Raw genomic sequence first — 21,082 nt, 5'->3', positions numbered from 1 at the left:
CGGCCTCGCCACCCGGGGAGGTGAGCTCGGCTCAGCGCGCGTGCGCGGTCGTCGAGCTCGCCGACTCCGCTACCCGGGCGGGGGTGGTGTCCTCCGAAGCGGCCCCGGAATCGGCGGAGCGATCCCGGCCGCCGGAAGCGCCGCCGGAAGCGCCGCCGGCACCGCGACGGTCGAGCCTGCCGGAGAGCACCGCGAAGCCCAGGCCCACCAGGGCCAGTACCGCTCCGACCCAGCTCGGCGAGATCAGACCGAATCCGGCTGCGATGACCAGCCCGCCCAGGTAGGCGCCGAGGGAGTTGGCGATGTTGAAGGTGGACTGGATGCTGGCCGAACCCAGCGAGGGCGCCTCCTTGGCCTGATCCAGGATCCTGGCCTGGATGCTCGGGATGGCGGCGAAACCGGTGACGCCGACCAGGAACACGTTGACCGCTACCAGCACTGTGTTGTGCGCGGTGAACGTGAACATCGTCAGGGCCACGGCCAGTGCGGTCAGGAAGACGTAGAGCGTGCGCATCGGGGAGCGGTCCGCCAGCCTCCCGCCGATCACGGTGCCCAGCGTCATGCCGGTGCCGAACAGCGCCAGCAGCACGGTGGCGGCCAGCGGCGTGTAGCCGCTCACCTGGACGAGCAGGGGCTTGATGTAGCTGTAGAACGAGAACGTGGCCGCGAAGCCGAAGACCACCACCGCGAAGGCCAGCCACACCTGGGGGCGCCGGAAGGCCGACAGCTCGCCCCGCACGCTGACCTCGGTCGGTTTGGCCTGGCGCGGCACCAGCACGCTCACGGCGGCCAGCGCCACCGCTCCGATCAGCGCCACCAGTCCGAAGGTCCAGCGCCAGTTGATCGCCTGGCCGAGGAGCGTGCCCAGCGGAACGCCGATGATGTTGGCCACGGTCAGCCCCACGAACATCATCGAGATGGCCCGGCCGCGTTTGTCCCTGCTCACCAGGCTCGCGGCCACGACCGCCCCGATGCCGAAGAACGTGCCGTGCGGCAGCCCCGCGACGAACCGGGCCGCCAGCAGCGATTCGTGCGTCGGCGCGATCGCGGACAGCAGGTTGCCCACGATGAACAACCCCAGCATGCTCAGCAGCATGGTTTTTCTGCGTATGCGCATCCCCGAGATCGTCAGCAGCGGCGCGCCGATGACGACTCCCAGTGCGTACAGCGAGATGTAGCCGCCCGCCGCCGAGATCGACACGTTCATACCGGTGGCGACCTCGGGCAGCAGCCCCATCATCACGAATTCCGTGGTACCGATTCCGAATGCCGCGATGGCGAGTGCCAACAGGGCAACAGGCAACGCTTTCTCCTTGCGGTGTAACGCGGACACGCCGACGTGTTTCGGTGGACGCGAGCCGGTGTTTCCGGTTTCGCGGCCACGGTCAAGAGATCGGGAACGGTCGATCGATGCGTGGGCTTCCTTGCCCGGTCGGGTGGCGCCTGTTCACGCGACCCGCAGAGATAACGCTACAGTGCGCGGGGTCTGTTCCTGCATCGATTATGAAGGGCGCCACTTCGGGACGAGGGTGGTTCCACCCGAAAAGAGCAGGCGAGCCACTCAATGTGTCCAAATGTGTCCAAAAGCCTCCCGAAACGCCTCCCACGCGGCGGGCTCGACGGCTTCGCACGGGGGCGGCGCACGCTGTCCGGGGGTGCCGCCGGGCGGTATAGCCTTGTCCGAGCACGGCGTGTGACACCGATGGAGGGGTCGTTCGATGGATGGTGCGCTGTCTGCCGGCTGGGACGGGTGGATAGCGGTCCCGGCCGAACTGGCTCAGGACAACTCCATGAGCCTGCAGGCCAGAGCGGCCTTCACACTCATCCAGGCCAAGGGGCGGGTGCGGTTGAGTGATCTGGCCTCCGCGGGGGCGTCGGATCCCATAGAGGTGATCGCCGAGCTGGAGCGCTACGGCTGGTTGACCGGGGCCTCGGCGGAGACCGGGGTGCAGTGGACCCTGCACGCTCGTGCCGTCGCTCCCGCCGAACGGACCGCGCTGGCCAAGGAGGCCACGGCCCCGGTGGCCAGGTCGACGGTCCCGCGGGAAACCGAGCGTCCTTCCGGGGTGAACACCGGTTCCGGCTCCGGTGGCGGGGCGGGAGCCAACAACGGGTCGGCCTCCGGCAGCGGCTCCGGTTCGAACGGCGGGTCCGGTTCGAACGGCGGTTCCGGCAACACCATGAGCACGGAGAGCCTGGTCCGGCAGTGGGCCGAACAGCAGAAGAACCCGATACCCGACCGGATCCTGGAACGACTGGCCGGCGAGATCAGGGCCAAGCGCGAGATGTCGCCGCTGGCCAACACCGGAGACCTCATCGCGGCGCTCAACATCTGGCGCGACAAGAAGACCTCGCCGAGCAGGTTCTCCGAGTGCTACGGGGAGGCGTTGCAGCGTTCGGCGCGGGACGTCTACGACGGCTCCTCGTCGAGCACCGCCGTCGCCAAGGAACCACCGGCCGAGCGCGCGAATCCCCGGGCAAGGCACCTCTCGCTGCCGGACTCGAAGGAGAAGGCGGTCGGCGCGTCCACCCGCCCCCTGCCGGGGCACTGTGGTAATGCCGGATGCGACAGCGGCTACATCGAGCAGAGCGACGGGAGGCTGCGCAAGTGCCCCGACTGTCTCCCGGAGCCCGCCTTCGGTCGCCGAGCCTTCGACCTGCCCAGACAGGCACACTACGTGGCCGCCCAGAACAAGCGGCGGATGCGCGAGAAGGTCGAGCACGACCAAACCGAGAACGACTCGGTCATCGACATCGACGGCCCGCAGGACGAGGAGGAAGCCTGATGGAAACCTACGAACTCCCCGAGCTGTTCCAACTCGCCGCGAGTTACGACAGGTCCTTCGAGGGGTTCGCCTACCCCAAGACCGAACAGCAGCAGGGCAAGGCCGATCTGACCGCGGAGTCGTGGGCGGCGGCGCTGGGAGACGTCCCCGCCGACTTCGCCAAGTCCGTGGTGGTGGAGCACTACCGCAGGAACTCGGTGTCGATTTCCACCAGCGTGATCCACCGGGAGTGGGTGGAGTACCGCAACCAGCAGATCCAGAAGGCCGAGAGCGCGGAGATCAAGTCCAAGCCTCGTCCCTCGGCTGCCGAGTCGCTGCGCGGTTGGGAACGGGCCACCGCCGCGCTGCTGGAAGCCAAGGGACAGGATCCCGACGAGGCGATTCAGGACATCAAGGCCCGACGGCAGGTGCTGCAGGTCAAGTGCCCGGTGTGCCGGGCTTCGCCGGGTAAGGGCTGTGTCTCCAGCACCGGCAACAAGGTGCAGCCGTTGTCCAACAACAGGTCGCACCCCTCCCGCTTCGAGGAAGCGGGGGTGGAGATGCCGGTCCCGAACGCGGCGAGCGAGGAGCAGGACTCCGAGGGAGCCGCAGTGGAACGCGGTTGACCCGGAAACGGCGCTCGCGGCAACGCCCCGCGGTCGTGCTACTCACTCCTTGCGGCGCTCGGGCCTGGGGCCGGTCACGTGGGCCTCCAGCGCCATGCGCTCCGACATGTGCGGGTAGTGCAGTTCGAAGGCGGGCCGGCTGGAGCGGATCCGGGGGAGCTCGTAGAAGTTGTGCCGCGGCGGCGGACAGGAGGTCGCCCACTCCAGCGAGTTGCCGTGTCCCCAGGGGTCGTCCACGTGGACCTGCGCGCCGTACCGGTAGCTCTTGAACACGTTGTACAGGAACGGCAGCATCGAGGCCCCCAGCAGGAACGCCCCGGCGCTGGAGATCACGTTGAGCGTGAGGAACCCGTCGGTGGGCAGGTAGTCGGCGTAACGCCTGGGCATCCCCTCGTTGCCCAGCCAGTGCTGCACCAGGAACGTGGTGTGGAAGCCGATGAAGGTCAGCCAGAAGTGCGCCTTCGCCAGCCGCTCGTCCATCATCCGGCCGGTCATCTTGGGGAACCAGAAGTAGATGCCCGCGAACACCGCGAACACGATCGTGCCGAACAGCACGTAGTGGAAGTGCGCCACCACGAAGTAGGTGTCCGAGACGTGGAAGTCCAGTGGTGGTGAGGCCAGCAGCACACCGGTCAGCCCGCCGAACAGGAAGGTCACCAGGAAGCCGACGCTGAACAGCATCGGTGACTCGAAGGTCAGCTGGCCGCGCCACATGGTGCCGATCCAGTTGAAGAACTTGATCCCGGTGGGCACCGCGATCAGGAACGTGGTGAAGGAGAAGAACGGCAGCAGCACCGCCCCGGTCACGTACATGTGGTGTGCCCAGACGAGCACCGACAGGAACCCGATGGCCCAGGTGGCGTACACCAGCCCGGTGTAGCCGAACAGCGGCTTGCGGGAGAACACCGGCAGGATCTCGGTGATGATGCCGAAGAAGGGCAGCGCGACGATGTAGACCTCGGGGTGGCCGAAGAACCAGAACAGGTGCTGCCACAGCACCGCACCGCCGTTGGCCGGGTCGAACACGTGGGCGTCGAGGTGCCGGTCGGCCAGCAGGCCGAACAGCGCGGCGGTCAGGATCGGGAAGGCTATCAGGATCAGCAGGCTGGTGACCAGGATGTTCCACGTGAAGATCGGCATCCGCCACATGGTCATGCCGGGCGCGCGCATGCAGACCACCGAAGTGATCATGTTGACCGCGCCGAGGATCGTGCCCAGGCCGGAGACGATCAGACCCGTGATCCACAGGTTGCCCCCGATCCCCACGCTGAACCCCGAGAGCGGTGGGTAGCCGGTCCAGCCGAAGTCGGCCGGACCGTCCGGGGCGAGGAAACCCGCGATCACGGTTATGCCGCCGAACAGGAACAACCAGTAGGAGAACGCGTTCAGCCTGGGGAAGGCCACATCCGGCGCGCCGATCTGCAGCGGCAGTATCACGTTGGCGAACCCGAACAGGATCGGCGTGGCGAACAGCAGCAGCATGATCGTGCCGTGCATGGTGAACAGCTGGTTGTACTGCTCCTGCGAGATCACCTGCATACCGGGTGCGGCGAGTTCGGCGCGGATGAACATCGCCATCAGCCCGCCGATCAGGAAGAACGTGAAGGCGGTGGAGAGGTAGAGCACGCCGATCCGTTTCGGATCGGTGGTGTGGGTCAGCGCGATCAGCACCGAACCCTTCCTGGCCCGCTGGCGGCCGGATGCGCGCGTCGGGACGGGTGTGGGCTGTGCGTCGGGCGTAGCCATCCTGCCTGCCTCCCTCGGCTCGGCGGCCGAACCCGTCCAGTCTTGCGCCGCTGTCGTCACCTCGCAAAACGTGTTCTTAACCCGATGGGTTGATGTTGCTGCGCTCCGGGAGCATGCTGCGAGTGGGGAGTGTTGTCACCGGTGTGGGAGCGACGGGGTGACCTGCCACGTTCATCCCGTGGGCCATCGGAAGCGGCGGATCGGTGCCCGAGGTGGTGGCTCGACTCGGTGATTCCCGCTCGTCCACCCGGCCGGGGGCCGGGCACGAAACGACTTCCGAGAGAGTTCGAGGTTATCGCAGTGGCTCTTACCCTGGGCGGCGGTCCGCTCACCAGCAGGCCGCCGGAAACGGTGAACTACCGCATCGAGGGACCCGCGCACCGACTGCTCTGGCAGGACTTCCCGCGGCGCGTGCGGGCGAGGTTCGCGGGGGAGACCGTGCTGGACAGTTCGCGAGGCAAGTTGCTGCACGAGAGCAACTTGCTGCCGCAGCTCTACGTGCCGGTCGAGGACGTTCGTGCGGAACTGCTCGAGCCGAGTACGCGGCACACGCACTGCCCGTTCAAGGGCGATGCGGAGTACCGGTCGGTGCGGGTGGGCGATTGGGTCGCGGAGAGCGCGGTGTGGGGCTATCCCGCTCCCCTCGAGGAGGCGTCCTGGCTGGCCGGGCACCTGTCCGTCAGCTGGGGGGCGATGGACCAGTGGCTGGACGAGGAAGAGGAGGTGCTCGGGCACCTCCGCGATCCTTATCACCGGGTGGACGTCCGGAAAACCGCACGTCACGTCCGAGTGAGCAGTGGCGGTGTGGTGCTGGCCGAGAGCGCCCGGGCCAGGCTGTTGTCCGAGACTGGGCTGCCCAACCGGTTCTACCTGCCCGCCGAGGACGTGCGCACCGAGCTGCTGGAAACCAGCGCCACCACCACGGTCTGCCCCTACAAGGGGACCGCCACTTATCGGTCGGTGCGTGGCGAGGGCCTGGACCTGCCGGACGCGGTGTTCCGCTACGAGGAGCCGCTGCCCGAGTCGGCCGGGATCACCGGGTTGTACTGCTTCCTGGTCGACGGTGTGACGACCACGGTGGACGGCGCCGCGGTTGCCTAGATCCGGCTCAACAGCTTCCTTCTCCTGGTCTCCCGCCCGCCGGGCTCGCCGCACCGAAGTGCCCGGACCGGCCGTCACACCCCGTCGGTGCCGGCGCCGTTCCGCCGGTCGGCCAGCAGCGCGTTCATCGCCATCCGGTGCAGCAGTTCCGACATCCTCGTGGGGTCGAGTCGCGCGCTGTGCGGGGTCGAGTTGATCAGCCCGAGTACCGCGTGGGCGGATGCGCGCGCGGTGTGCTCGGAGAGCTCGGGGCGACACTGCAGCAGGGTGTCGACCCAGACCTCGACGTAGCCGCGCTGCAGTTCGCGGACCCGGTGGCGATCGGGTTCGGCGAGGCTGTCCAGGTCGCGCAGGTGCACCGTGATCAGCGCCGAGTTCGTCAGCGCGAACTCCACGTGCCAGGCGACCAGGGCTTCGAGCGCGGCGAGCGGGTCGGGGGTGTCCACCGTTCTGGCTCGCCCGCCGTGGAGCAGCCGTTCGCTGATGCCGGTCAGCATCTCGCCGAGCATCGCGTCCTTACCTCGGAAGTGCCGGTACAGCGCGGGTCCGGAGATTCCGACCGCAGCGCCGATGTCGTCTATGCCGACTCCGTGGAACCCGTAGCGGGCGAACAGTTCCGCGGCCGCGCTCAGCAGCTGTTCACGTCTCGACGTGGCACCGCCACGTCCGGTTCCGTCGGGGGTCTCGTTCGACATCGGATCCGATACTAGACGAAACTGGTTAGTCAGCGTTAACATCGCTACGTTAACGATCATTAACTACATTGGTCGTGCCCGTGAGCGCCCACCGGCGTTTCCCGGCGCGGCCGCGCCCGAACGGAAGGTACGGGTAGCGAGATGGATGCACCGGTGCTGTCCACCAACGTGGACCCCACGGCCGAGTCCTACGAGCGTTACGCCTCGGAACACACCGCACTCGTGGCTGACCTCAACACCCGCCTCGAACGGGTCCGGGCGGGCGGCCCGGAGAAGACCAGGCGCCGCCACGTCGAACGCGGCAAACTGCTGCCGCGCGACCGGGTGGAAACGCTGCTGGACCGCGGCTCCCCGTTGCTGGAGCTGTCCCCGATGGCCGCGCACGGGCTCTACGACGACGAGGCGCCCGCCGCCGGGATCATCACCGGCATCGGAAGGATATCCGGGCGGGAGTGCGTGATCGTCGCCAACGACGCCACGGTCAAGGGCGGCACCTACTACCCGGTCACCGTCAAGAAGCACCTGCGCGCCCAGGAAGTGGCGCTGCACAACAACCTGCCCTGCGTCTACCTCGTCGACTCCGGCGGTGCCTTCCTGCCGAAGCAGGACGAGGTCTTCCCGGACCGGGAGCACTTCGGCCGGATCTTCTACAACCAGGCCACCATGTCCGCACGCGGCATCCCCCAGATCGCGGCGGTGCTCGGCTCCTGCACCGCCGGTGGCGCCTACGTCCCCGCCATGAGCGACGAGGCCGTGATCGTCCGCGAGCAGGGGACCATCTTCCTGGGCGGGCCCCCGCTGGTGAAGGCGGCGACCGGTGCCGAGGTGACCGCCGAGGAGCTCGGCGGCGGCAGGCTGCACGCCCAGACCTCCGGCGTCACCGACCACCTCGCCGCCGACGACGCCGACGCGCTGCGCATGGTGCGCTCCATCGTCAGCACCCTGCCGCCCGCGCCCGAACGGCCGTGGCAGGTCGCCGAGGTGGAGGCACCCGCCGCCGATCCCGAGCAGCTCTACGGCGTGGTGCCCACCGACAGCCGCACCCCGTACGACGTGCGCGAGGTCATCGCCCGCGTGGTCGACGGCAGCCGGTTCTCCGAGTTCAAGGCCGAGTACGGCACAACGCTGGTGACCGGCTTCGCCCGGATCCACGGACATCCCGTGGGAATCGTGGCCAACAACGGCATCCTGTTCGGCGAGTCGGCACTCAAGGGCGCCCACTTCGTGCAGCTCTGCGACCGGCGCCGGATCCCGCTGGTCTTCCTGCAGAACATCTCGGGCTTCATGGTGGGCAAGGAGTACGAGGCCGGGGGCATCGCCAAGCACGGCGCCAAGATGGTCACCGCCGTGGCCTGCGCCCGCGTCCCCAAGCTGACCGTGGTCATCGGGGGCTCGTTCGGTGCGGGCAACTATTCCATGTGCGGCCGGGCCTACTCCCCGCGGTTCCTGTGGATGTGGCCGAACGCCCGGATCTCGGTGATGGGCGGCGAGCAGGCCGCCTCGGTGCTGGCCACCGTCCGCCGCGACCAGTTCGAGGAACGCGGCGAGCACTGGTCGGCGGCCGACGAGGAGGAGTTCAAGCAGCCGGTGCGGGAGCAGTACGAGCACCAGGGGCACCCCTACTACTCCACGGCCAGGCTGTGGGACGACGGCGTGATCGACCCGAAGCAGACCAGGGACGTGCTCGGGCTGTCGCTGTCGGTGGCGGCGAACGCCCCGCTGGAGCAGGTGGAGAACGGCGTGTTCCGCATGTGACCGAAGCACCCGGAAGGCGTGCCGACCGGCGGAGATCCCGCCCACACGACCCCGCCGACACGACCACGGCCACCCGAACCCCGGTGGCCCCCTCGGAGGCAAGGACATGGCCGACAACCAGCCGTCACCAACCCGGCAGGCAGTGACCCCCCAGGCAGCGAGCCCACAGGAACGGCCCGGCCGACCGGAGAACGAGTCGCATGGGATGCGGCGCTTCGACACCGTGCTGGTCGCCAACCGCGGCGAAATCGCGGTACGCGTCATCCGCACCCTGCGCGAGCTGGGGATCCGCGCGGTCGCGGTCCACAGCGACGCCGACACCACCGCCAGACACGTCGTCGAGGCCGACGCCGCCGTGCGCATCGGCCCACGGGCGGCGACCGAGAGCTACCTGGACGTCGACCGCGTGGTCGAAGCCGCAGTCTTCTGCGGTGCCCAAGCCGTTCACCCCGGATACGGCTTCCTGTCCGAGAGCGCTGCCTTCGCCGCCGCCTGCGCCGAGGCGGGACTGGTGTTCATCGGCCCCTCGGCGAGCGCCATCGAGTCCATGGGCGACAAGATCCGCGCCAAGCGCACGGTCGCCGATGCCGGTGTTCCGCTGGTGCCGGGCAGCGCCGAGGAAGGGGCCACGGACGAGGAGCTCCGCCGCGCGGCGCTGGACACCGGGCTGCCGGTGCTGTTCAAACCCTCCGCCGGGGGCGGCGGCAAGGGGATGCGGCTGGTGCACCACGAGCACGAGCTCGACCAGGCCATCACAGCGGCCCGCAGGGAGTCCCGCGCCGCCTTCGGCGACGACACCATGTTCGTGGAGCGGTTCGTGACGCGCCCGCGCCACATCGAGGTACAGATCCTGGGCGATTCCCACGGCCACGTGATCCACCTCGGCGAGCGGGAGTGCAGCCTGCAGCGCCGCCACCAGAAGATCATCGAGGAGGCCCCGTCCCCACTGCTGGACGCCGCGACCAGAGCGCGGATCGGCGGCGCGGCCGTGGACGCCGCCAAAGCCGTCGGATACGTGGGCGCCGGCACGGTGGAGTTCATCGTCTCCGCCGACCGCCCGGACGAGTTCTTCTTCATGGAGATGAACACCCGGCTGCAGGTGGAGCACCCGGTCACCGAGCTGGTCACCGTGCTGCCCGATCGGGCCGGAACCCGACCTGCCGAGGAGGGGGCGGGAATCGACCTGGTGGCGTGGCAGGTCCGCATCGCTGAGGGTGAGCCGTTCCCCTACGACCAGCACGAGCTGGGCATGACCGGGCACGCCGTCGAGGCCCGCGTCTACGCCGAGGACCCGGCACGCGGCTTCCTGCCCACGGGTGGCGAGATCCTGTACCTCCGCGAGCCGGGCGGGGCCGGTGTTCGGGTGGACTCCGGTGTCGCAACGGGCAGCGTGGTCGGCTCCGACTACGACCCGATGCTGGCCAAGGTGATAGCCCACGCCCCGAACAGGTCCGAGGCGCTGCGTCGGCTCGACGGCGCGCTGGCCGAGACCTCGCTGCTGGGGCCGGTCAGCAACCTCGGCTTCCTGCGCGCGCTGCTCGGTCGGCCCGAGGTGCGTTCCGGCGAGCTGGACACCGGCCTGGTGGACCGGGAGCTGGCGAATCTCGTCGGCACCGAGGGCGCGCGCGAGCGTCCCCCGGAGCACGTGCTGATCGCCGCCGCCGCGGCGCTGCTGCTGGCCGAGGAGACCGCGACCGAGTCCGGAGACCCCTGGGACACGTTGGCGGGCTGGCGGCTCGGCGCGCCGGGGTGGATGAACTGGCGGTTCGCGGTGGACGGCGACCGCACCACGGTGTGGCTGCGGGGCGGTTCCGGCGCGGCCGAGGTGGTGGTCGATCCCGGCGGTGAGCAGCTGTCCCGACACCGGCTGCGCGCCCACCGCGCCGGTCGGTCCCTCACGGTCACGCTGGACGACCACACCCACCGCTACGACCACGTGGTGCGCGGCGACACCGTGCACCTCGCCGCGGGCGGTGCTCACTGGGCGCTGACCGAGCACACCCTGCTGGCCGACGCGGCCCGCGACACCGGCGCCGCCGACGGGGCGGTGGTCAGCCCGATGCCGGGAACCGTGCTGGTCAGCAACGTCGAACCGGAGCAGCGGGTGGCGAGCGGCCAGCCGCTGTTCGTGGTCGAGGCGATGAAGATGGAGCACACCGTCGTTTCCCCGGTCGACGGCACCGTCACCGAGGTGCGCGTCACGGCCGGACAGACCGTCGATCTGGAACAGTCGCTCGCGGTGGTGACCGCGGACGAGGACACCTCGCGCGGGGAGTGATCCTCCCCCCGCGAGTCGAATCGACACGGCACTACCTGCCGTGTCCCGCCCCCAGGAGGTCGGCATGGTGGACTATCGACTCAACGACGAGCACGAACAGCTGCGGCTTGCCGCGCGTTCCTTCGCCCAGAAGGAAGTGGCACCGGTCATCGGGGAGCACTACGAACGCGAGGAGTTCCCCTACTCCATCGTGGCCGGCATGGGGCGGATGGGGCTGTTCGGGCTGCCCGTGTCCGAGGAGTACGGCGGCATGGGCGGTGACTACCTCGCGCTGTGCGTCGCGCTGGAGGAACTGGCCCGCGTGGACTCCTCGGTGGCGGTGACCCTGGAAGCCGGTGTCTCGCTCGGGGTGATGCCGATCTACCGGTTCGGCGACCAGCGGCAGCGGGAGCAGTGGCTGCCCCGGCTGGCCTCCGGCGAGATCCTAGGCGCGTTCGGGCTCACCGAACCGGGCGGCGGTTCCGACGCGGGGGCCACCCGCACCACCGCCGAGCTGCGGGGGTCGGAATGGGTGATCAACGGTTCCAAGGCGTTCATCACCAATTCGGGGACCGACATAACCGGATTCATCACCGTCACCGCCGTCACCGGCACCAAACCCGACGGCCGCAACGAGATCTCCACCATCATCGTCCCCGCCGGCACACCGGGGCTGACCGTGGCGCCCAAGTACTCCAAGGTGGGCTGGAACGCCTCGGACACCCACGAGCTCGCGTTCGACGACTGCCGGGTCCCGGCGGAGAACCTGCTGGGGGAGCGCGGTCGCGGCTACGCGCAGTTCCTGGCCACGCTGACCGAGGGCCGCGTCGCCATCGCCGCGCTCGGCGTGGGGCTGGCGCAGGGCTGTGTGGACGAGTGCCTGCGCTACGTCGAGGAGCGCAGCGCCTTCGGCCGCAGGATCGGCGAGAACCAGGCGATCCAGTTCAAGATCGCCGACATGGAGCTGCGCACCCACACCGCCAGGCTGGCCTACTACGACGCGGCCTCCCGGATGCTGCGCGGCGAGCCGTACCAGAAGCAGGCGGCGATCGCGAAGCTCGCCTCGTCGAACGCGGCGATGGACAACTCGCGCGACGCGACCCAGATCTTCGGCGGGTATGGCTTCATGAACGAGAGCCCGGTCGGCCGGTTCTACCGGGACGCCAAGATCCTGGAGATCGGGGAGGGAACCAGCGAGGTGCAGCGGATGCTGATCGCGCGGGAGCTCGGGCTGCCCGCCGAGTGAGCTCGGGGCGCCGCGAGTCCCGAAGTAGCGGAACAGGACCTTCGGTAGCGCGTGGCTTCGATCCGGCAGCCTCGATCTGCCAGCCTCGATCTGCCAGGACGGTGCCGTTACATCCCCCACGCCTCTCCACGGAAGCGCACTTGGGGGATTTTCGCTGTTCGGCAGCCGGAGCGCACATGTCCTGAAAGAACGATTCCGAGTCGCCGGGTTCGCGTCGCGGGTCGAAGAACTACGGTGTGGTCACTGTCGAGGATCGCTCGTTGAGATCTTCCTGTCCGAGATTTCGGTCTTCGGATCCTTTCCGCTCCCGAGGCCGTCGGAGACCGCTGAGGACACCGAAGAGGTCATCCGATAGCTGGCGAGTCTATCGTTTCCGATACGTCAGGTGCAGCACGTCGCTGTCGTAGCGTTGCGTTTCCGACAGCGTGAATCGCTGCGGGGAGAACTCACCGTCGAACAGGGGAATCCCCGCCCCGGCCACTACGGGGTGGAGCTTCACGATCAGTTCGTCGATTTCCGAACGCAGGGTGGCGGCGAGTCGTGCTCCACCGCACAGCCAGATCTTCTTCCCGTCCTCGCGTTTGAGTTCGCGGACCGTCTCGACCGGGTCGGTCGAGACGAGCTCCACGCCCGGATCGGGAGCCTGGGTCACGGTGCGGGAGAAGACGTAGTGCCGCAGGTGTGGATAGGCATTCGTGACGCCGGCTCGCAGCCCCACCTCGTAGGAGCCGCGTCCTTCGAGGACGGTATCGAACACCTTGTTCGCGGGGTGCGTGTTCAGGGCGGTGCGTACCGGTGCCGGGATGATGTCCGGGTAGTCGGCGAAGATCGCCTCCATGTGGCCGCCCTCCGCCACGAAGAAACCGTCCGGACCCGACGGATCCGAACCGTCCGGCCCGGCGATGAACCCGTCGATCGTTGCCGCGACGAAATAGGTCAGTTGACGCAACCGCACCTTCCCCGGAACAGTGGACTCGGGTCGATCCTACGATCACGGCCGCTGCCGTCGCCTGTCGCACCTCGCCCAGGATACGAGGACCACGGTACGGCCCTGTACCGGCGGGGGCTCAGGGGCGGGTACCGGGTAGCCACCTCGTAATCGTCGGAAGGATTCGAGCGGCTGGTACAGGTAATCGCGTTGGTTGCCTTTGCAGTGTCGACGCAGAGACGGCGTCGAGCACTCTTGGCGATCCGGCCACTGCCCGCGAAAAACAAAACCCCCGGGGCGTATCGCTTGGATACTGGCTGACCGGGGGACTACGACGACTATCCTAACACGACAGCTGTGCGTACGAGCGCCTTGTTGGTCCACGCGATGTCGGAAGCCCCGGGATTCGCACCCGCCCGTGATCTCGAGGAGATCGGACGGCGGCTCGCCACGGGGGTCGGCAGCGGCTGTCGGGAGTCGTCCTCCGGAGCTCAGTAGTAGCGGTACTGCCCGTGCGGGATGGTGATCTCGGTCTCTGTTTCCGAGGTGTTGCCACCCCCGGCCCCGTGCTTCGGATCTTCGGAGAAGGCCGTGGTGGGGTACTCGTCCGGTGAGGGCGGACCGTCCTGGAACTCGGTGGGAAAGCCCTCGTCGCCGTAGAGCTCGTTGCCGTACAGCTCACCCCCGTAGAGTCCCGGGTCCCGAACGTCGTCGGTCTCCTCCTCGGGGCGGGCGTGCGCGGGCCGTTGCTCCCCGCCGCTCGGCCACTCCGGCTGCGGCGGTTCCTCGGGGATCTCCTGCAGGTGTTGCAGCACCCAGTCCCGTGCCAGCGCGCTCGGCGACGTGCCCTGCTCGGCCGCCAGCTCCTTGAGTCGTTCGTTGGCCATCAGCGGCAGTCGCAGCTGATGGACCTCGGAACCGCCGAAGCTGCGTCCGGTACCCGTCGTCTCCGGATCCGCGTCCGGTGAGAGCGCCGCCAGGTAGGAGTCCAGTTCCTGGTCCGACTCGGCCGACCGCTGTTCCGCGTCGTCCGTACGTTGCCTGCGTCCGCTCTTCGCCCGTCCTAGCACCACCCGGACACGATAACGGTTCCACGGCGTCGTGACGGCGGATGTGGGGGTGGTCACGATGTGCCGGAGCCGATCCGGGAGCGACGGCCCTGCCGTGAGGCCGGCGACGGCCCTGCCGTGAGGCCGGTGAAGAGTTCCTGACGCCTCGGCGGCTTCCCGCGCGGAGGCCCGGTTTCCCGGCCTGTCCGCGCGAACAACGCGACGGACGCCGAGAGGGGATCTCAAGAGTCGGCCCCCGCGTCGGGGGAAGAGCGCGGGGGCCAACGCAATGCCGATCTCCACAGCTGCTGACCGGGGGTGTGTCAGCGATTCGATTGTGGCACGTCGAGGTGCCCGTTGGGGAGTGTCGCGAGGATTTTTCGTTTATGTCCGTTAGCTCCGGTTCCACTCGGCCACGGTGTAGCCGGCCTCCTGCACGGCGGCGCTGGCGGCCTCCTCGCTGATCCCGTTCTCCGATGTGACGGTCACGTCCCCGTTGTCCAGGGAGACCTCGACGTTCGTGACCTCGGGCAGTTCCCCCAGCTCCTCCTGGACCGAGGCGACGCAGTGCTGGCAGGTCATTCCGGCGACCTTGAAGGTTTGCGTGGACATCGGGGCTCCTTCGTGGCGAGTGTCGTTGTCCTCGACCTCGAAAATACCCCAGGGGGGTAAGCGGTCGGGGATGAGTCGGGTCACTGTCGCCCGATTTCGGGTTGCCGCTGCCCGCGTTCGGGAATCCGGTGGACGCGTTCGGAGTAGTGTCGGATGTGATTTCCCTCGGTGGGGTAGCAAACACGTTTCGTGTTCGCGAATCACTCCGCAGGGGGCTATGTTTGAAGCCGATGGGTGGATAACCTGCGGCGACACCCTAGTCGGGGAGGGGTTATGGACGGGTCACTCGACGTACGCAAGTTCCTGGCGTTGCAGGACAGAGCTTCCCCCAGGTCCGCGGCCGCCGCGGTTCCGGCGCAGCGCGACGGCGACTCCGGCGGGCTCTCCCCCGAGCAGTTGCATCGTGCGCGTCTCGCGGTCGCACGTGGCGCGCGGGACCGTGCGGACTGTCGGATGCTGCTGGCGATGCTCGGACTCACCGACGACGACAACGAGGAAGCCACGCGGGAGGACTGACGACCGCGCGGGTTCCCGCGAACACGACCGGAACGCGCTGTTGGTTCCGGTGACGACCGCGCGTCCCGGCGCGCGGAAAGCACGCCGTTCTCCCGCTCCCCGGTGTTCCGCCGATTGTGTCCCCGGGCTCTCGTGAAGCCGACCCCGCGAGACGCACACCCCCCGGTGGAGCGTCTCGCGGGTCGTCGGCGGACGGCCTTGTGGCCACACCGAAAACCTACCTGCGAGTCTCTTTTGGGTGTTCACCAGGTGGCCGATGTTGTTCGACCGCTCGTTCCAATCGCTGATGACTGGGCCGATGGGATGAAATTTGCCCACGCGCGGTAACTTCAACTCGTAAAGTTGATCATCCGTTCGTGGGGGACAGCTGTTCGTTCTGTCACTGAGCGTGCTGGCTGTTCGTCCGCGGGCACCCGTTGGAGCCGCGTACACATGCCTCAGCAACGTCGTGCCCAACTGACTCGTCACGCGATCGTGGTCGCGGCAGCCGAGGAGTTCGACAGAACGGGTTATGACGCCACGCCGTTGAGCGCGATCCTGCGTCGCAGCGGAGTCACCAAGGGGGCGTTCTACTTCCACTTCGCGGCCAAGGAGGAGCTCGCTCTGGCGCTCGTCGAGTCGCAGGCGCGGCGCTGGCCCAAGTTGCGTGGCGACTGGCTGCGGCGCGAGCTCGACCCGCTGTCGATCGCTGTCGGGATGCTCAGCGAGGCGGCACGGCTGCTCGAGGAGGACGTCGTGCTCCGCGCCGGGACGGGACTGGCCCGCCACCGGATCGCGGAAGGGAGGGGTCTCGACTCCGAACCGGACTGGGAAACCCTGCTGCTCGACCTGCTCCGCAGAGCCTCGGCCGACGGGATGCTGCGGCCCGGCGTGGATCCGGAGGCCGTCGCCCGCGTCGCCTACGCCGCACTGGTCGGTGCGCGAGTGCTCGGTTCGAGGCGGGAACCGGGTGCGGGCGTGCGGATGGAGGAGACCTGGCGGATCACCTTGCAGGGGGTCGCCAGTCCCGAGTGGTTGAGCAACCGGAAGGCTCGTTGAGCCTTCCGGGGCTCCCCGTGGAGCGGCACGCCCGATCTCCGGTCGATGTTGCGACCGGCGTCACGAAATCGCCTCGGGTGGGTGATCGAGGGTTCAGTGGGGGTGTTCGGCGGGTGCGCGAGCTCGTTCCGGCGTGTCGGACGTCGTGGCTTCGTTGGTTGAAGCAGCAGCTCAGCGGTGTAACTTCGATGTGGGCGGCCGGGTTCGCCCGGCTGTGGCGGGAGGGCGTGTGTCGATAGGGGACCCCCCGTTTACAACTCCCCGAAGGCATGACGTAAGCTTTTAATCGTTCCCAACGGGGCATCCGACAACGGAAAGCCGGTTGGAGGCAAGGCCGAGCAGGAATCTGGTCGACCAAGCCCCCATCGTCTAGAGGCCTAGGACGCCGCCCTTTCAAGGCGGTAACGCGGGTTCGAATCCCGTTGGGGGTACCACCGGACTCGTCCGGTGACAACAACACATGGCCCAGTGGCGCAGTTGGTTAGCGCGCCGCCCTGTCACGGCGGAGGTCGCGGGTTCGAGTCCCGTCTGGGTCGCCAGCGCGATCGGCCATGAGCCGGGTTGCACGGCCAGGTAGCTCAGTTGGTACGAGCGTCCGCCTGAAAAGCGGAAGGTCGGCGGTTCGACCCCGCCCCTGGCCACGTGGAACGACCAGCGAGAACGGCCCTCACCGGAAACGGTGGGGGCCGTTCTCATGGTCGGTGGGTCTCAGTTCCGGTCTCGGTTGTTCGTCCGGTGGCTTCGGACCCGCCTCGCCGCGGGAGTGATCACCGATACGGCCGTGGGCCAAGCAAGTCCCAGCGGTTGCCCGCGACGTCGAGGAAGACCGCGACCTCGCCGTAGGGTTCCCGGCGCGGCTCGGTGACGAACTCGACCCCCGCCGCACGCATCCGGTCGTAGGACGCCTGGAAGTCGTCCACGCGCAGGAACAGGCCGACCCGAGCCGCGAATTGATCTCCCACCACTCGCTCCTGCCGCTCACCGTCAGCTCGTGCGAGCAGTAGGCCCGTGGCGGCGCCGGGCGGTCGTACGACCACCCACCGCTTCTCGCGCCCGTCGTCGGTCAGGGACCGCGAATCCTCGACGAGCTCGAACTCCAGCGCTTCCAGGAAGAACCGGATCGCCTCGTCGTAGTCGTCGACGATCAGGGTCAACCGCTCAAGGTGCATTACGTTAGGCAACCACGACGACCGGCGCCTGGCTGGACGTGCGACCGCTGCGGGCTACCTGGGCGCGCATCCTCGCCTCTCGCCTGTGGGTGACGCCCCCGGGTTTACACATTTCTCGATCCGGGGCATGATGCTCGTATGAGTCGTAACCCCGGGGTTGACGCCGCTTGGGACGCGGTGCTTTCCCACCGCCCGGACGAGACGCGTGCCGCGGTGGCAGAGCGATTCGTCGACAACGGCATTTCGCCAACCGACGTTGCTTCGGTGCTGGCGGACATGGGCGACGGGTTGTACGCCGCCGCAGCGCAGGGTGACGAGCACTGGACCCAGCGATTCGGTGGCCCACTCGCCGTGGCCTTGCTGGCCGCCGAGGTCAGTGCGCTGGCCGCCCACCTGAACTCGCGCGCCTCGGCGGTGCGGGCCCGGGCGACGGACGGTCTGCTCGACGACTTCAGCGCCGTGACCGTCGCGGCCCGACTGGGGGTATCGCGGCAGAAGGTCTACGACATCGCCCGCAGCAGTACGAGCGGCCCCTTCATCGAGCAGGCCCCAGGAGGAAGCCATGCGTGAACTCACCGAACTCGTCGATCTGCCCGATGCGGACGTCCAACCGCTGGTGCACCCGCTGGACCTGTGCGAAGCCCGCCGACCGTTTCGGCGCGCGCAACTCATCACCGCGCTCACGAACCCCGCGATGGGGGTGTGCCTCGCCGCGATCGTCTGGTTCGCCACCCACGGCTTCCTGCCGCCGCTGATCATGGCCGCCGCGATCATCGCTTTCGGTGCTCTCGCGAGTCACCTCGATCGCGAGCGGGCATGGGCTTTCATTCCCCGCAACCGGCAGGATCGGCACCGCACTCTTCCGCTGAGCTGGGATGTCGGGGCCTCGGTGGTGCTCGCGGCGGCCCTCGCCGTGGTGCTGATCCTGGTGGCCGTCCGGCTCGGCCAATCCGATGTGTCCACCGAGGTTCGGCGGTTCACCTTCGGCATGGCAGCCGGGACCGCTCTGCTCATGGTCGGTGACGCCGTCACCAGAGTGCTCCGCAAGCAGGGCAGGCGCGCGTTGCTCGGGCTGCCGAGCCTGTTCGCCGTAGCGGGATCTCTCGCAGCCGCTACCTCCCACACGCTGTCCGGTACCCCGCACTCGACGACATCGCCCACCGTGTTCCTGGGCCTGATCACCATGCTCGGCATCGGAGTTCTCGTCGGCGGGTGGAAGTACCGCGAACACCAACACCGAGTGGTCGCACACTGAGCATCCATCCGGCGAACCCTGTCGGACTCCGCCTCGGCTGAATCCGACAGGGCAGGGCCTAGTCAGAGCCGAGCGCCGTGGCGAAGCAGGACAGTGCAGCGGAGTGACTAGCCGAAGTGAGGCGACTCGGGCGGAGCGTGCCGATTTCCGCGCCGTCCTGGATCTCGGTTCGCACCGCTCGTACTGTCCGGAGGCGCAACGAACACGCTTGCCTCGCCGCGGGCAGCAGAACCGGGACTGGAGCGATCTCTTGGGGTACCGCCATCGCCTCGCCACGCGTGCGGATCTGCCCGCGATCGTGGACATCTACAACGCCGCGATCCTGGAGAAGGCGAGCACCTGCGACCTGGAACCCGTCAGCGTCGCTTCCCGCGAGGAGTGGTTGGAGTCCTCGCGCTCGGATGCGGCACCGGCGAGCAGAACCGTGACTTGAAATCCGGTGTGTTCCGAGTGCGGAGTCCTCGTTCAGAGGACGAGGTATCCCTGCTGCCACCGCACGGTGGTGGGGCGTGTGCCGGTCTCGGCGTATTCGCACAGGGCATGGCGTATCCGTTCGAGCGGCGGGGACGCGGAGTTGGGGAGATAGCTGGGCTCGTCGGCGGCGAACACCAGGGCGGGCCGGTCCTCCAGCTCGGCCGGGTCGAAGGTGTCGAGCACTTCGCCCGCAGTGAGCTCGATCCAGGTCATCGCGCCCCAACCCGTGTCGGGATCGACGGCGACGCGGAGGTAGGCGGGTGGGTACTCGGGTTGACCATCGTCGTGATGGGAGTGGGCCGGTCGGGTCCACGCGGTGACAAGCGTGGTGCGGTTTCCCTCGGTGGATTCGGTGACCACGTGGTCGAGAAGAGTCGCGATTTCCTCGGCTGTGCAGGCGTGATGTGACCGGCGGTACTGGTCGAACATGACCGTGAGCACGGTCGCGGTGTCGCTGATTTCACGCTGCTGAGCGCTGATTTCGTGGAGCATGGATCGCTCTCCTCGCCGGCCGAATGGAAGTGGGTGGATGCCGTCCAGCTGAGCGAGTGGAGAAGAAATGCCCGAGCGGGCGGTTGATGGCGGCCCGATGCCGATTGTCGGTGGTTCGACCACGCCCCTGGTCGTGCGGAACGACCAGCGAGCACGGCCTTCATCGGAACCGGTGGGGGCCGTTCTCTTGCTCGGTGGGTCCGAGAGCTAATCGTGTCCGCTCCTGGTCAGTGAGTAGTGAGAGCGATCAGAGGCAGCCGTGGCGAAGATCGGGTGCGACTCTGTGGCAGTTCTTAAAGCGAGTAGACGAGGGTGAGGACCTCTCGCTGAACCTCCTTCGCGTGGCCCGAGATGTTCGTGAGCTCTCCGGTGCCGGAAGTCGGGACGATGTTGCCGTAGCTGTTCTGGTGGGCTCCTTCAGCCAGGCCGCCGTGTTGAATGACGAAGGTGCCCTGGCGGCCGTCGATCGTGCCTGCAACCCGCTCGGAAGCGACGTAACCCGCACCGGCGGCTCCTTGTGCGGTGAGCACCTCGACTACCCCGGAGCCTTCGATCGTGCCGTGGTAGCGCTTCCGGATCGTGATCCGGGTCAGCTTGGGGCCCTCGACCGGTTCCTCGTAGACGGTCTCGTTCCACTCAGTGATCTCGAAAGGGGCCTCGAGCTCGTGGGTAGCCTGTTGCTCGGTCATGCCGGGAAAACTAGCGCTCACGTCCGACATCGAGCGTGGAAATCGTTCCGTCCCGAGCTGTGTCACTCGTCCTCGGCGTCCAGGCGGTGCCGTAGAGCCGGGTGGTGATCGTGCGGAGTGCGTGGGTGGTGCGGTCTTCGTGCGTGCCGGGTGGCTGGTGGTGCATCTCGTCGCGGGCGGTGGCTGTGGCGTTTCCGCCTTCGGCGAGCAGCTTTTCCAGCACCATCTCGTGGACGAGACACTCGTCGTCCAGTGCGGAGAGTTCGAGCCCGTCGCGTAGCGCGAGCCACAGTGCGGGGCTCGGTTCTTCTCATGCCGCAATGCCATCAAGTGGGCGACTTCGCGGCGACGACATCGAATGACCGAAGATGAGCCATTCCGGGGACATTGAGGGGACATTCCAGTCCGAATGGGGATTGAGCACCTAGGGTTGGGGACATGGCCGGGGCTTCCGCAGCACGTACCCAGAACTCCGCTCTGATCGGGCTTCGCGAGGACGCCGGGCTCTCGCAGGAAGACCTGGCCGAAGAGCTGAACGCATTGGCCGGGCGGAAGCACAAGAAATACCCGAACGTGACCAAGAAGACCGTGGGCCGTTGGGAGTGTGGCGAAGTCGCGTGGCCGCAGCCGTTCTACCGTCGGTTGCTGGCGGAGTTCTTCGACTGAGCT

Annotated in this window: 22 protein-coding genes and 3 tRNA genes; 16 read left to right on the top strand and 9 right to left on the bottom strand. The window is 68.0% G+C overall.

The window, feature by feature from the left end:
- Positions 1-31: 31 nt before the first annotated feature.
- Entirely contained in the window at positions 32-1,303 is a 1,272-nt protein-coding gene (locus tag BLR41_RS03980; protein WP_092626818.1) for an MFS transporter, read from the bottom strand.
- Positions 1,304-1,718: 415 nt separating this feature from the next.
- Between BLR41_RS03980 and BLR41_RS03975 the strand changes: the two genes are divergently transcribed.
- Positions 1,719-2,786: a hypothetical protein gene (locus BLR41_RS03975; RefSeq protein WP_092626530.1), complete on the top strand. Its 1,068-nt coding sequence runs from the start codon at positions 1,719-1,721 to the stop codon at positions 2,784-2,786.
- A complete protein-coding gene (locus tag BLR41_RS03970; protein ID WP_245693808.1) occupies positions 2,786-3,391 on the top strand; it encodes a zinc finger domain-containing protein in 606 nt (201 codons plus the stop codon). The genes BLR41_RS03975 and BLR41_RS03970 overlap by 1 nt, the downstream gene beginning before the upstream one ends.
- Positions 3,392-3,433: 42 nt before the next feature.
- Here the strand turns inward: BLR41_RS03970 and ctaD are convergent, their stop codons facing one another.
- On the bottom strand, positions 3,434-5,137 hold the full coding sequence (gene ctaD / locus BLR41_RS03965; protein ID WP_092626528.1) for an aa3-type cytochrome oxidase subunit I: 1,704 nt from the start codon (positions 5,135-5,137) through the stop codon (positions 3,434-3,436).
- A gap of 300 nt (positions 5,138-5,437) precedes the next feature.
- Between ctaD and BLR41_RS03960 the strand changes: the two genes are divergently transcribed.
- Positions 5,438-6,238, top strand: coding sequence for a DUF427 domain-containing protein (locus tag BLR41_RS03960; protein WP_092626527.1), 801 nt, complete (start codon positions 5,438-5,440; stop codon positions 6,236-6,238).
- Between the two features lie 74 nt (positions 6,239-6,312).
- On the opposite strand, the gene BLR41_RS03955 is transcribed toward BLR41_RS03960, so the two are convergent.
- A complete protein-coding gene (locus BLR41_RS03955; RefSeq protein ID WP_092626525.1) occupies positions 6,313-6,933 on the bottom strand; it encodes an SACE_7040 family transcriptional regulator in 621 nt (206 codons plus the stop codon).
- Positions 6,934-7,074: 141 nt separating this feature from the next.
- Between BLR41_RS03955 and BLR41_RS03950 the strand changes: the two genes are divergently transcribed.
- From BLR41_RS03950 to BLR41_RS03940, 3 genes are all read left to right on the top strand, one after another.
- On the top strand, positions 7,075-8,688 hold the full coding sequence (locus BLR41_RS03950; protein WP_092626523.1) for a carboxyl transferase domain-containing protein: 1,614 nt from the start codon (positions 7,075-7,077) through the stop codon (positions 8,686-8,688).
- Between the two features lie 205 nt (positions 8,689-8,893).
- Positions 8,894-10,966, top strand: coding sequence for an acetyl/propionyl/methylcrotonyl-CoA carboxylase subunit alpha (locus BLR41_RS03945; protein ID WP_092626521.1), 2,073 nt, complete (start codon positions 8,894-8,896; stop codon positions 10,964-10,966).
- 64 nt (positions 10,967-11,030) lie between these two features.
- Positions 11,031-12,191, top strand: coding sequence for an acyl-CoA dehydrogenase family protein (locus tag BLR41_RS03940; protein ID WP_092626520.1), 1,161 nt, complete (start codon positions 11,031-11,033; stop codon positions 12,189-12,191).
- A gap of 364 nt (positions 12,192-12,555) precedes the next feature.
- Here BLR41_RS03940 and BLR41_RS03935 read toward each other — a convergent pair whose 3' ends face one another.
- From BLR41_RS03935 to BLR41_RS03925, 3 genes are all read right to left on the bottom strand, one after another.
- Entirely contained in the window at positions 12,556-13,140 is a 585-nt protein-coding gene (locus tag BLR41_RS03935) for a dihydrofolate reductase family protein (RefSeq protein ID WP_092626518.1), read from the bottom strand.
- 470 nt (positions 13,141-13,610) lie between these two features.
- Positions 13,611-14,192 (bottom strand): hypothetical protein, encoded by a 582-nt coding sequence (locus BLR41_RS03930; RefSeq protein WP_092626517.1) that lies wholly within the window; start codon positions 14,190-14,192, stop codon positions 13,611-13,613.
- 369 nt (positions 14,193-14,561) lie between these two features.
- Positions 14,562-14,780 carry a heavy-metal-associated domain-containing protein gene (locus BLR41_RS03925; protein WP_092626817.1) on the bottom strand — a complete coding sequence of 73 codons (219 nt, stop codon included), beginning with the start codon at positions 14,778-14,780 and terminating at the stop codon, positions 14,562-14,564.
- Positions 14,781-15,053: 273 nt separating this feature from the next.
- Between BLR41_RS03925 and BLR41_RS03920 the strand changes: the two genes are divergently transcribed.
- The 5 genes from BLR41_RS03920 (at position 15,054) to BLR41_RS03900 (ending at position 16,975) form a co-directional block, all read left to right on the top strand.
- A complete protein-coding gene (locus BLR41_RS03920; RefSeq protein WP_092626516.1) occupies positions 15,054-15,296 on the top strand; it encodes a hypothetical protein in 243 nt (80 codons plus the stop codon).
- 432 nt (positions 15,297-15,728) lie between these two features.
- Positions 15,729-16,334 carry a ScbR family autoregulator-binding transcription factor gene (locus BLR41_RS03915; RefSeq protein ID WP_092626515.1) on the top strand — a complete coding sequence of 202 codons (606 nt, stop codon included), beginning with the start codon at positions 15,729-15,731 and terminating at the stop codon, positions 16,332-16,334.
- Positions 16,335-16,692: 358 nt separating this feature from the next.
- Positions 16,693-16,768 (top strand) — tRNA-Glu (locus BLR41_RS03910).
- 28 nt (positions 16,769-16,796) lie between these two features.
- Positions 16,797-16,873: transfer RNA gene (locus tag BLR41_RS03905), tRNA-Asp, on the top strand.
- Between the two features lie 28 nt (positions 16,874-16,901).
- Positions 16,902-16,975: transfer RNA gene (locus tag BLR41_RS03900), tRNA-Phe, on the top strand.
- Positions 16,976-17,101: 126 nt separating this feature from the next.
- Here BLR41_RS03900 and BLR41_RS03895 read toward each other — a convergent pair.
- On the bottom strand, positions 17,102-17,503 hold the full coding sequence (locus BLR41_RS03895; protein ID WP_092626513.1) for a VOC family protein: 402 nt from the start codon (positions 17,501-17,503) through the stop codon (positions 17,102-17,104).
- Between the two features lie 138 nt (positions 17,504-17,641).
- Between BLR41_RS03895 and BLR41_RS03890 the strand changes: the two genes are divergently transcribed.
- The 3 genes from BLR41_RS03890 (at position 17,642) to BLR41_RS03880 (ending at position 19,191) form a co-directional block, all read left to right on the top strand.
- Positions 17,642-18,073, top strand: coding sequence for a TraB/TrbI/VirB10 family type IV secretion system protein (locus BLR41_RS03890; RefSeq protein WP_143012990.1), 432 nt, complete (start codon positions 17,642-17,644; stop codon positions 18,071-18,073).
- Entirely contained in the window at positions 18,066-18,758 is a 693-nt protein-coding gene (locus BLR41_RS03885; protein ID WP_092626511.1) for a hypothetical protein, read from the top strand. Before BLR41_RS03890 ends, BLR41_RS03885 begins: the two co-directional genes overlap by 8 nt.
- A gap of 103 nt (positions 18,759-18,861) precedes the next feature.
- On the top strand, positions 18,862-19,191 hold the full coding sequence (locus tag BLR41_RS03880; protein ID WP_143012989.1) for a GNAT family N-acetyltransferase: 330 nt from the start codon (positions 18,862-18,864) through the stop codon (positions 19,189-19,191).
- 32 nt (positions 19,192-19,223) lie between these two features.
- Here the strand turns inward: BLR41_RS03880 and BLR41_RS03875 are convergent, their stop codons facing one another.
- On the bottom strand, positions 19,224-19,724 hold the full coding sequence (locus tag BLR41_RS03875) for an Imm1 family immunity protein (RefSeq protein WP_092626508.1): 501 nt from the start codon (positions 19,722-19,724) through the stop codon (positions 19,224-19,226).
- A 293-nt stretch (positions 19,725-20,017) separates the two neighbouring features.
- Positions 20,018-20,413, bottom strand: coding sequence for a DUF3224 domain-containing protein (locus BLR41_RS03870; RefSeq protein WP_092626506.1), 396 nt, complete (start codon positions 20,411-20,413; stop codon positions 20,018-20,020).
- A 121-nt stretch (positions 20,414-20,534) separates the two neighbouring features.
- Here BLR41_RS03870 and BLR41_RS22720 point away from each other — a divergent pair, with 121 nt between their 5' ends.
- Together BLR41_RS22720 and BLR41_RS23020 are read left to right on the top strand one after the other, a co-directional pair.
- Positions 20,535-20,693 (top strand): hypothetical protein, encoded by a 159-nt coding sequence (locus BLR41_RS22720; RefSeq protein WP_176797799.1) that lies wholly within the window; start codon positions 20,535-20,537, stop codon positions 20,691-20,693.
- 158 nt (positions 20,694-20,851) lie between these two features.
- The gene (locus BLR41_RS23020; RefSeq protein ID WP_218119891.1) at positions 20,852-21,079 is read left to right on the top strand and encodes a helix-turn-helix domain-containing protein; all 228 of its coding nucleotides are present in this window, start codon (positions 20,852-20,854) and stop codon (positions 21,077-21,079) included.
- The last annotated feature ends 3 nt before the right edge of the window (positions 21,080-21,082 follow it).

The organism is Actinopolyspora mzabensis (genome assembly GCF_900101095.1).
GTDB lineage: Bacteria > Actinomycetota > Actinomycetes > Mycobacteriales > Pseudonocardiaceae > Actinopolyspora > Actinopolyspora mzabensis.
The sequence above is the reverse complement of the archived record's forward strand: the minus strand, read 5'-3'. Positions and strand labels throughout refer to the sequence as shown.

Coding starts and splice junctions, on each gene's coding strand:
- BLR41_RS03975 (WP_092626530.1), top strand. CDS start 1,719: ATGGATGGTGCGCTGTCTGCCGGCTGGGACGGGTGGATAGCGGTCCCG.
- BLR41_RS03970 (WP_245693808.1), top strand. CDS start 2,786: ATGGAAACCTACGAACTCCCCGAGCTGTTCCAACTCGCCGCGAGTTAC.
- ctaD (WP_092626528.1), bottom strand. CDS start 5,137: ATGGCTACGCCCGACGCACAGCCCACACCCGTCCCGACGCGCGCATCC.
- BLR41_RS03955 (WP_092626525.1), bottom strand. CDS start 6,933: ATGTCGAACGAGACCCCCGACGGAACCGGACGTGGCGGTGCCACGTCG.
- BLR41_RS03950 (WP_092626523.1), top strand. CDS start 7,075: ATGGATGCACCGGTGCTGTCCACCAACGTGGACCCCACGGCCGAGTCC.
- BLR41_RS03945 (WP_092626521.1), top strand. CDS start 8,894: ATGCGGCGCTTCGACACCGTGCTGGTCGCCAACCGCGGCGAAATCGCG.
- BLR41_RS03940 (WP_092626520.1), top strand. CDS start 11,031: ATGGTGGACTATCGACTCAACGACGAGCACGAACAGCTGCGGCTTGCC.
- BLR41_RS03925 (WP_092626817.1), bottom strand. CDS start 14,780: ATGTCCACGCAAACCTTCAAGGTCGCCGGAATGACCTGCCAGCACTGC.
- BLR41_RS03920 (WP_092626516.1), top strand. CDS start 15,054: ATGGACGGGTCACTCGACGTACGCAAGTTCCTGGCGTTGCAGGACAGA.
- BLR41_RS03915 (WP_092626515.1), top strand. CDS start 15,729: ATGCCTCAGCAACGTCGTGCCCAACTGACTCGTCACGCGATCGTGGTC.
- BLR41_RS03895 (WP_092626513.1), bottom strand. CDS start 17,503: ATGCACCTTGAGCGGTTGACCCTGATCGTCGACGACTACGACGAGGCG.
- BLR41_RS03890 (WP_143012990.1), top strand. CDS start 17,642: ATGAGTCGTAACCCCGGGGTTGACGCCGCTTGGGACGCGGTGCTTTCC.
- BLR41_RS03885 (WP_092626511.1), top strand. CDS start 18,066: ATGCGTGAACTCACCGAACTCGTCGATCTGCCCGATGCGGACGTCCAA.
- BLR41_RS03875 (WP_092626508.1), bottom strand. CDS start 19,724: ATGCTCCACGAAATCAGCGCTCAGCAGCGTGAAATCAGCGACACCGCG.
- BLR41_RS03870 (WP_092626506.1), bottom strand. CDS start 20,413: ATGACCGAGCAACAGGCTACCCACGAGCTCGAGGCCCCTTTCGAGATC.
- BLR41_RS23020 (WP_218119891.1), top strand. CDS start 20,852: ATGGCCGGGGCTTCCGCAGCACGTACCCAGAACTCCGCTCTGATCGGG.